Source organism: Rhabdothermincola sp., assembly GCF_036846205.1.
In the GTDB taxonomy this organism is placed as follows: Bacteria; Actinomycetota; Acidimicrobiia; order Acidimicrobiales; family Acidimicrobilacustridaceae; genus Rhabdothermincola.
The window spans coordinates 1-9,018 of sequence record NZ_DAIUCK010000116.1; the positions used below are offsets into that span (position 1 = coordinate 1).

7 protein-coding genes and 1 pseudogene are annotated in these 9,018 nt (G+C 69.7%); 3 read left to right on the forward strand and 5 right to left on the reverse strand.

Features of this window, described 5'->3' with window-relative positions:
- The 3 genes from V7004_RS13930 to V7004_RS13940 form a co-directional block, all read right to left on the reverse strand.
- Window positions 1-2,361: ABC transporter permease (locus tag V7004_RS13930; protein ID WP_334144716.1), on the reverse strand; the 2,361-nt coding region annotated here is incomplete at its 3' end.
- A gap of 34 nt (window positions 2,362-2,395) precedes the next feature.
- Window positions 2,396-3,145: an ABC transporter ATP-binding protein gene (locus tag V7004_RS13935; RefSeq protein WP_442968072.1), complete on the reverse strand. Its 750-nt coding sequence runs from the start codon at window positions 3,143-3,145 to the stop codon at window positions 2,396-2,398.
- Window positions 3,146-3,393: 248 nt separating this feature from the next.
- The gene (locus V7004_RS13940) at window positions 3,394-4,947 is read right to left on the reverse strand and encodes an alkaline phosphatase family protein (RefSeq protein ID WP_334144719.1); all 1,554 of its coding nucleotides are present in this window, start codon (window positions 4,945-4,947) and stop codon (window positions 3,394-3,396) included.
- Window positions 4,948-5,069: 122 nt separating this feature from the next.
- Between V7004_RS13940 and V7004_RS13945 the strand changes: the two genes are divergently transcribed.
- Window positions 5,070-6,278, forward strand: coding sequence for an acyl-CoA dehydrogenase family protein (locus V7004_RS13945; protein ID WP_334144720.1), 1,209 nt, complete (start codon window positions 5,070-5,072; stop codon window positions 6,276-6,278).
- A 4-nt stretch (window positions 6,279-6,282) separates the two neighbouring features.
- On the opposite strand, the gene V7004_RS13950 is transcribed toward V7004_RS13945, so the two are convergent.
- Window positions 6,283-7,092, reverse strand: a complete 810-nt coding sequence (locus tag V7004_RS13950) for a hypothetical protein (protein WP_334144721.1) — start codon at window positions 7,090-7,092, stop codon at window positions 6,283-6,285.
- A gap of 228 nt (window positions 7,093-7,320) precedes the next feature.
- Here V7004_RS13950 and V7004_RS13955 point away from each other — a divergent pair, with 228 nt between their 5' ends.
- Window positions 7,321-7,791 carry a hypothetical protein gene (locus tag V7004_RS13955; RefSeq protein ID WP_334144722.1) on the forward strand — a complete coding sequence of 157 codons (471 nt, stop codon included), beginning with the start codon at window positions 7,321-7,323 and terminating at the stop codon, window positions 7,789-7,791.
- Window positions 7,792-7,816: 25 nt separating this feature from the next.
- Window positions 7,817-8,674 (forward strand): alpha/beta fold hydrolase, encoded by an 858-nt coding sequence (locus tag V7004_RS13960; protein ID WP_334144724.1) that lies wholly within the window; start codon window positions 7,817-7,819, stop codon window positions 8,672-8,674.
- A gap of 115 nt (window positions 8,675-8,789) precedes the next feature.
- On the opposite strand, the pseudogene V7004_RS13965 reads toward V7004_RS13960, so the two are convergent.
- Window positions 8,790-9,018, reverse strand: a pseudogene (locus V7004_RS13965) (hypothetical protein); the annotation flags it as partial.

Consider the following 9,018-nt stretch of genomic DNA (forward strand, 5'->3'; position numbering starts at 1 on the left):
GAAGATCACCCCCACCAGCACGCCCAGCAACGCCCCGAACACGGCCACGATCACGGCCTCCAGGCGGATCATCCGGCGAATCTGCGGGCGCAGCATGCCGACCGCCCGCAGCAGGCCCAGCTCCCGGGTGCGCTCGAACACCGAGAGCGCCAGGGTGGTGACGATGCCGATCACCGCGATGATCACGGCCAGCAGCAGGAACACCGTGATGACCGCCAGGAGCTGGTCCACCTGTGACTCCTGGCTGCCGATGAACTGCTCGCTGTCCTCGACCTCGAGCTGTGGGTAGTCGGCAACAGCCGCTTCGATGGCCGCCCGGGCCTCCGCCTTGCTCACCCCAGGTGCGGTCTTGGCGAGGACCATGAAGTCCGTCTGGTCGGTGAAGTTGTCGCGATAGGTGGCCGAATCGACCATCCAGTTGCCGACGATGCTCGAGTCGTCGTAGATCGCCAACACCGGGAGCTGCACGGGACCGGTCTCCTGGAAGACGACCGTCAGCACATCACCTGCCGACACGCCAAGCTCGCGAGCGGGGTCAGCGTTGATGAGCAGACCCCGGCCGTCGGTGATGGCTCCCGCCACCACGTGGAGATCGACGAGCTCCGGCAGAACCGAGTAGTCCATGGTGCTGAACTGCTTCACCGAGTCACCTACCTGCATGCGGCCCTGCTGGAGCGAGCTGACCGCAGTGAGCTCGGGCCGTTGGCGCAGCCGCTGCGCCACCTCCGGGGAGAACCCGAAGAACGAGTCCGTTCGCACGTACCAGTCGGCATTGACACTCCCCCGCAGCGAGGACACGAACGAGTCCCGCAACGAGAAGCCCACCACGAACGACATCGACACCAGCGCCAGCCCGATCATGAGCGCCGCGGCCGTGAACGCGGTCCGGCTCGGCTCGCGGGCCGCGTTCTGCCGGGCCAGCTCGCCAGTGACCTTGTAGAGACGGCGGAACGGCAGCCCGAGCACCCGCGCCACCGGGCTGGCGAACGCGGCGCTGAGCAGTGCGACGCCGATGAAGACCACCAGCGCACCAGCTCCCAGCGCAGCGAAGAGCGGCAGCGTGTCCGGTGCGCTGAGCAGCGCCCACGCGATCGATGCCGCACCCGACGCCACCAGGACGGCGCCGATGGTCCCGAGCAGCCGCACCGACCCCAGGGAGAGCCGGAACCCTTCACGCATCGCCGCGACGGGTGGGATGCGCGTCGCCCACACCGCAGGCAACACTGCGGACACGAGCGTGGTGCCGATGCCGACCGCAAAGGCTGCGACGATCGTGCTCGGCGAGACAATCAAGCGAGTCTCGTCGGTGCCGAATCCACCCGCGGCCAGGATGAGGTTCAGCACCACCGCCAGCCCCAGACCGCCGAAGACACCGATCACCGAGGCCAGCAGGCCGACGAGGAAGGCCTCACCGAAGACCGAGCCCGCGACCTGGGTGCTGCTCGCGCCCACGGCCCGGAGCAGCGCCATCTCCCTGATCCGCTGCCCGACCACGATGAGGAAGGTGTTGAAGATCAGGAAGGCGGACACGAACAGGGTGATGAACGCGAAGGCCAGCAGCACGGAACCGAACACGTCGATGATCGACCCCAGATCGGCCTGGCTCTCCTCCACGACCTGTTCGGTGCGTACCACCTCGTAGCCGGGCGGGAGCACCGCTGCGATCCGCCGCTCCACGTCGGCACTGTCGGCGCCTGACGCGAGCTGCACCTCGATCTGCTGGTACCTGCCCTCCAGGTTGAACACCGACTGAGCCTCGGGGAGGGTGAAGCCCACCAGATAGGCACCGGCGAGCGCATTGGCCTCGCCGAACTTGAAGGTGCCGACGAGCCGGTAGGTGCCGTTGCCCTTCGGGGTCTGCACGGTCACCGTGTCGCCCACCTGGTATCCGGAAGCCTGGTAGAGACGCTCGTCGAACGCGACCTCGTCCCGGGCCGCCGGGGCGGCTCCCTCGGTGAGGATGACCTGCGAGAGCGACGGCTCGGTAGGCCAGCTCACCCCCAGCGGCGGCCCTGCCGTCGGCAACACGGCCTTGCCCGAGGGGTCGATCACCACCGCCGGGATGCCTCCGGCGGAACCCTGGGCGGCGGCGACCCCCGGCACCCGCTGCACCTCGGGGAGCAGTTCTTCGGGCACCGGCCCCGCAGAGCCGAACGCGCCGGTGTCGAAGCGCTCTCGGGCCCGCACCGTGAGATCGATGTTCGCGTTGATGTCCCGGAAGAGCTGGTCGAACTGCGCGCGCACACTGCTGGTGAGCGTGAACGATGCAACAACGAACGACACCCCGAGGATCACCACGATGGTCGTGAGGAGGAATCGGATCTTGTGCTGGAACAAGCCCTTGATCGTCACCTTCAGCATGCCGGATCGCTCCTGATCTCTCTCGAGCCGGCTCTCAGCGACTCGCCTGCTTCAGACGGTCCAGGACCCGCTCGGGAGTGGGGTCAGCCAGCTCCCCCACGATCCGCCCGTCAGCGAGGAACACGACCCGATCGGCATAGCTGGCCGCGACCGGGTCATGGGTGACCATCACCACGGTCTGGCTGAGGCTGTCGACCGCTCGGCGCAAGAACCCGAGGATCTCCGCCCCGGCCCTGCTGTCGAGGTTGCCGGTCGGTTCGTCGCCGAAGATGATCGTGGGCCGACCCACCAGGGCACGGGCCACCGCCACCCGCTGCTGCTGGCCCCCCGACAGCTCGCTCGGGCGGTGCCGGAGGCGGTCGCGCAGCCCGACGGTGTCGATCACCGAGTCGAGCCACTCGCGATCGACCTTCCGCCCCGCCAGGTCGAGCGGGAGGGTGATGTTCTCGATCGCGTTGAGGGTCGGCACCAGGTTGAACGCCTGGAAGATGAAGCCGACGTGATCACGCCGCAGGCGGGTGAGCCGGCGCTCGCTCAGCGCGCCCAGCTCGGTGTCGCCGATGAAGACCTGGCCGGAGGTGAGGTTGTCGAGCCCCGCGACGCACTGCATGAGCGTCGACTTGCCGGACCCCGAGGGCCCCATGATGGCCGTGAAGCGCTGGGCTTCGAACTCGACGGTCACCCCGTCGAGCGCGTGCACCTCGGTGTCCCCGGTTCCGTAGATCTTGGTGGCCTCGACGGTGCGGGCCGCGGCCGTGGAGGCCGACGGCGAGCCCGATGGCATGGCGGTGGCGGTCACGCGTTCACTCCCTGAGATCTGGCGCGTCCTCGCTCCACCCGGCATCTCACACGACCCCTCGCACCTTCTGGCATGTCAAACGCGTGCCAGAGCACGCGTTTGACATGCCAGAACGGCAGGGGTGGGTGAAGCGGTGACGCTGCTGTCCGACAGAGCCTACGGAACACGGCCCCGAACCCCCACCCATTCCGGCGCGGTGGACCGGGACCGCCGCTCGGGCGCGGAGCCGCCGCCTACGGGCGCACGTAGACGAAGCCGTACGCTTCGTCCCGATACGGGACTCCGCTCTCGGTGAGCGCGCCGGCCCAGTTACCGGTACAGGACGGGTCGGTCTCTTCCATCCCATGGTCGGCGACGAGGAAGAACGCCGTTCGGTCGAACACCCCCGCCCGCTCGACCGCGGCCAGGACCTCGCCGATGCGCCCGTCGGTGTCGCGCACACTCGCGGCGGCGATCTCCGAGTACGGCCCACCCTCGTGGAAGGCGGCATCGGTCAGAGAGAAGTTCACCCAGGTGAACCGGGGCAGCGGCCACGACCTCCCGCGGTGATGACCGCTCCAGATGCCCACGAACTGCTCGGTCGCGGTGTGATCGATCAGCGACGACCAGCGGTACTCCTTCACCGGCCGCACGAACATCTGGCTGGTGTGGGGCAGCTCCTCGGCCGGTGGGGGTCGGTCGATCTGCTCTCCCCGGCGCATCAGGTCGAAGATCGAGTAGTCGGCCCCCGTGTCACAGGGCTCGTTGATCGAGACCGCCACCGAACCCGGGAACGCTCGCTTGACAGCCTGGTAGAGGGTCTCGACCCCCGGCTCCAGGGTCTCCATGGCCGTGACCCAGGTGGCGGGCGAGTTGGTGACGAGCTGGGTCTGCTTGACGCGGTCCCACCACGCGTTGTGGAGGATGCCGTGGTGCCCCGGATACGCGCCCGTCAGGATCGTGGTGTGGTTCGGCAAGGTCACCGTGGGCAACGACGACATCGCCCCGTGGGCGAGGGTGGTGCCCATGGCCATCAGCCGGGCGATGTTCGGCGCCTCCCCTCTCGCCACGAGGTCATAGAGGACATTCGCGTTGGCGCCATCGAGCAGGAACCCGACGACATGCGCGGGCGGCGCCGACGAGGAGTCGATCAGCTCCACCAGTGGCTCGCCGTCCTGGCGGGCGAGCAACGCGTCGTCGCGCTCGCCACCGTTCAGACCGAGGCCCCTCCTCGGTGGCGCGCCCATCAACGTGAGCACGGTGGGTGCCACGTCGACCAGCCGGCACGCCCGGGGCACCATCCCGAGCTGGCGCACGCCCGCCCCCGCGAGGACGAACGGCGCCCGGGCCTGCACGACGTCGATCGAACCGTGCTCGCCACGATGACCGCCGTGATCCTCCCAGTTGTGCGCGGCGGTGTGCACCGCCACGAGATCCGGCGCGGCCGGATGGTCGAAGAGCTGGCCGAGCTGCTCGTACGCGAAGGGGTACGCGTTCTCGGTGCGGGACGGGTAGGGAGTGGCGCGCTCGTCGTCCAGCGGCGAAAAACGGTCGGTGCGCTGGTCGCCAAGAGGGTTCCGCCCCTCGACCGCCAGCTCCTCGAACGACCAGCCGTGGCCGTCGGCCCGGCGCCGCACCCGCACCCGGCCATCGACCGCGGCCGCTTCGTAGGTGTCGACGTCGACCTGACGCAGAACCATCTCGACCAGGTGCGCCAACGCCGGGTCGAGCAGTGCCCCCTCCGCTCGCGCCACCGCGTCGAGGTGCTCGTCGGTCGCCGGTCGGGAGCGGTGTTCGGTCGTGGCCATGCCTCAAGCGTAGGCTGCGATCCTGCGCCGGGAAGAACGTCGCCACCCGCAGGAGTGGCGGGCGAACGGCGGGTGAATGGTGGCTGAATGGCAAACCGAGCGAAGGCGAAGGACGGACGACGATGACGGCAGCGCCCGGCGAGAAGCGGTTCGGTGAGGGGGACGCCCACGACTTCCTCGAGCTCGACGCGCTGCTCTCCGACGAGGAGCGCCTGCTGCGGGACACGGTCCGCCAGTTCGTCGGCGACCGCATCCTCCCCGAGGTCGGCGACTGGTTCGAGCGGGGAACCTTCCCCAAGGAACTGGCCAAGGAGATGGGTGCACTCGGCCTGCTCGGCATGCACCTCACGGGCTACGAGTGCGCCGGCACGAGCGCGGTGGCCTACGGCCTGGCGTGCCTGGAGCTCGAAGCGGGCGACAGTGGGGCCCGCAGCTTCGTGTCCGTGCAGGGCTCGCTGGCGATGTTCCCGATCTGGCGGTTCGGCAGCGAGGAGCAGAAGCAGGAGTGGCTTCCCAGGATGGCTGCCGGGGAGGTCATCGGCTGCTTCGGCCTGACCGAGCCCGACTCGGGCAGCGACCCCGCCAGCATGCGGACCACGGCTCGGCGGAACGGATCGGACTGGATCCTCAACGGCACGAAGATGTGGATCACCAACGGCGGCATCGCCGATGTCGCCATCATCTGGGCCCGGACCGACGGCGACTCGGGTACGCCCGGCTACGCGGGGTTCATCGTCCCGACCGACACACCCGGCTTCACCGCCAACGACATCCCGAAGAAGCTCTCGCTGCGAGCATCGGTGACCTCCGAGCTGGTCCTCGACGACGTCCGGCTCCCTGACTCGCTCCGGCTACCCGAGGTGGCCACCATGCGCGGACCGCTGTCGTGCCTCAACGAGGCCCGCTACGGGATCCTCTGGGGGGCGATGGGCGCGGCGCGCGCCTGCTACGAGGCGGCGCTCGCCTATGCCAAGGATCGGGTGCAGTTCGGCGTGCCCATCGCCTCGTTCCAGCTCACGCAGCGCAAGCTCGTCGAGATGATGGTGCGAGTCAACAAGGGCACCCTGCTCGCCCTGCACCTCGGCCGCATGAAGGACGAAGGTCGGCTCACCTCCGCACAGGTCAGCTTCGGCAAGATGGACAACGTGCGGGAGGCCCTGTGGGTGGCTCGCGAGGCCCGCTCGGTGCTCGGCGCGAACGGCATCACCCTCGAGTACCCCGTCATCCGCCACATGAACAACCTCGAGAGCGTCTTCACCTACGAGGGCACCAACGAGGTGCACACCCTGGTGCTCGGGCAGGCGATCACCGGCCTCAACGCCTTCACCTGACGACTCAGGCGCGGCTGCGCCGGGCGCTCGCCGCGAGCTGACGCACGATCGAGCCTGCGGCCAGGTGGAAGAGCGGCTCCAGGCCACCTTCCACGATCACCAGGGCATCGGAGCGGATGCCGTTGACGATCGAGACCCGGCCCTGTCCGATGCGCAAGGTCGCGGCGGTGCCTTCCATCCGCACTCCGACCGCCAGCACGACCGGGCTCCACAACAGCAGCGAGCGCACAACGGTGTGACCGAGGTACGAAGGCAGCGCCTCGGCCAGCAGGTGGACGACCAGGTTCGCGTCGTCGCCAGACGGCAGCTCCGGCTCAGGGAGCGCCGGCGCGACCCGCACCGCGACCTTCAACGCGCCGGCCACCGCCACCGCGGGGAGGAGTGCCGGCAGCACCAGCGCCACCGCGGCCACCTGTCCCACCGTCGCGAGCACGCCGGCAGGGCGGCGGCTCAGCAACTCGTCGGCGAGCAGGCCAGCGCCGTTCATGAGCAAGCTGCTGAGCTGGGCTCGAGCCACGGTGGCCCGGGTCGAGCGCACCACCGGCGCCGGGAAGACGGCCTCGAGGGTGGTGGCATCGAGAGGCATGCCGGCCTCGGCGCACGCCCGGGCGTAGGCCACCAGCGCCTCGGTGGTCTCGTCCGGGTCGGCCGGACCCAGGAACTCCTGCCAGGCTCCGTGGACCCACGCCAGCACCCGGCAGCCGTTGACATCGGCGACCGTGATCACCAGCTGCTCGCGGGTACGGGAACCGAGCCCCGTCCCCGGCAGGTGGGCCTCCAGCAGGCCGGGAGCGACTCGTCCCAGCTCAGCCACCCAGGCCCCTAGGCGCCGAACCCGTGCCGCGGGGCGCTCCCCGTCCCCTTCCATCACCATCAACACTACGGCCGGGCTCTCCAGCCCGGCCGGATCCCTGCCACATCCCCGCCGAAGCCCTGGCGGCGCCCGATCGGGGAGCTACCAAACGCCCTGATCGCCCCGCATGGGCCGTCCGGCCTAGTATTAGGTCTAAAGGCCTAGTCACCCGGTGCCGATGGAGGGGACGTGACCGACCTGGCCAACGCATCGCTCGACGGCATCGACAGCGTGCTGGCCGGCCTCCCGCCGGCCTGCGTGGTCGCCTCGAGCGGCGTCGCCCGCCTCGTGGTCGGCCCGCCGGGTGCCTTCGTGCTGCTGCCCTCCGGCGCGGATCCCTCCACGACCGCCGAACGGGCCGGCCACTTGGCGGCCACGACCCGCGCTGCGCTCGCCGAACACGTGAGCTGGGTGCCGTTCATCGACGCCGTCGTCATCCACGACACGCCGCTGCGCAACGGCTCGGCCACCTCGGTGCCCTTGGACCTGCTCCCCGAGACGCTGGTGGAAGGACCGGTCGTGATCGATCCCAGTACCGTCGCCATGATCAGGCACCTGCTCGACGAAGGGCAGCTGCCGAACTGGCGGACGGGCGTGTGCTCGGAGGATGGCAAGATCGACCTGTGCGAACCGGTCGACGACGTCCCCGCCGCCAGCTGATCCCCCACACCAACGGGACCTCCTCGTGACCAGCGCGACCAGGCTGGTCGAGTCGACCGGTGGCGCCCGACTGGCAGTCCACGACCTCGGCGGGAGCGGCCATCCCCTCCTGCTGACGCACGCCACCGGGTTCCACGGCCGGGTCTGGGCCCCCCTGGCTCGACACCTCGAGGGACACGGGTTCCGGTGCTGGGCTCCGGACCTGCGAGGCCATGGTGACTCGACCGCACCGGATGACGGGCAGTTCCACTGGGACGGCTTCGCCGACGACGTGCTGGCTGTGGTCGACGCGCTGGGGATGCGCCGGCCGTTCGGCGTCGGACACTCCAAAGGAGGCGCCGCGCTCCTGCTGGCCGAGGAGCGACGGCCCGGCACCTTCCGGGCGCTGTACCTGTTCGAGCCGGTGGTGTTCCCCCCCGACGTGGTCGAGGCCGCCGACCACGCCGGATCGAACCCCCTCGCCGAGGGTGCGCTCCGCCGCCGGTCCGAGTTCGAGTCCTTCGACGCCGCCTACGACAACTTCGCCACCAAACCCCCCTTCTCAGCCCTCGACCCGGAAGTGCTGCGGGCCTACGTCGACTACGGCTTCGCCCCTACCGCTGCCGGGACGGTGATCCTCAAGTGCCGCCCGGAGCACGAGGCGCAGATCTACCGGATGGGCGCGACCCACGGTGCCTTCGCACGGCTCGACCGGGTGACCTGCCCGGTGGTCGTGGCGCGGGGCGGGGTCACCGGGTTCGGGCCCGCGGCCTTCGTCGAGCGCATCGTGGACGCGCTCCCCCACGGTCGCATCGAGGAACATCCCGAGCTCGGACACTTCGGACCTCTCGAGCGGCCGGAGGAGATCGCCACCGCCATACGACGGGCGTTCGCGGCGGCGTGACCCCGGGATACAAGCTCCGTATGAGGTCTGGACCCGCGGACGCTTCTGCCCGGTCAGGATCGTTGACGAAGCCCTGGTGACGGCCGTGATGGTTGGGTGAGGCTGCGCAGCCTGCTCAGCGGATGACGGCCTGCACCTCCACCACCCGCACCGGCACACTCGACGAACGCTCCAACACCCCCAGATCCCCCACCTCACCGGTGGTCGCCTCCCAACTGCTCGCGTAGGTGATAGTGGCCGTCACCACGAACACCCCCGACGGCTCACTGGTCGACGGCCAGATGTAGGTGTGCGTACACCCACTCACCTGACCCGCCGGCGGACGCCCCGGGTCATACACGACT

What these genes read in the sequence shown, in the direction of transcription:
- V7004_RS13935 (WP_442968072.1), bottom strand. Translation starts at nt 3,145, where the DNA reads ATGCCATCGGGCTCGCCGTCGGCCTCCACGGCCGCGGCCCGCACCGTC.
- V7004_RS13940 (WP_334144719.1), bottom strand. Translation starts at nt 4,947, where the DNA reads ATGGCCACGACCGAACACCGCTCCCGACCGGCGACCGACGAGCACCTC.
- V7004_RS13945 (WP_334144720.1), top strand. Translation starts at nt 5,070, where the DNA reads ATGACGGCAGCGCCCGGCGAGAAGCGGTTCGGTGAGGGGGACGCCCAC.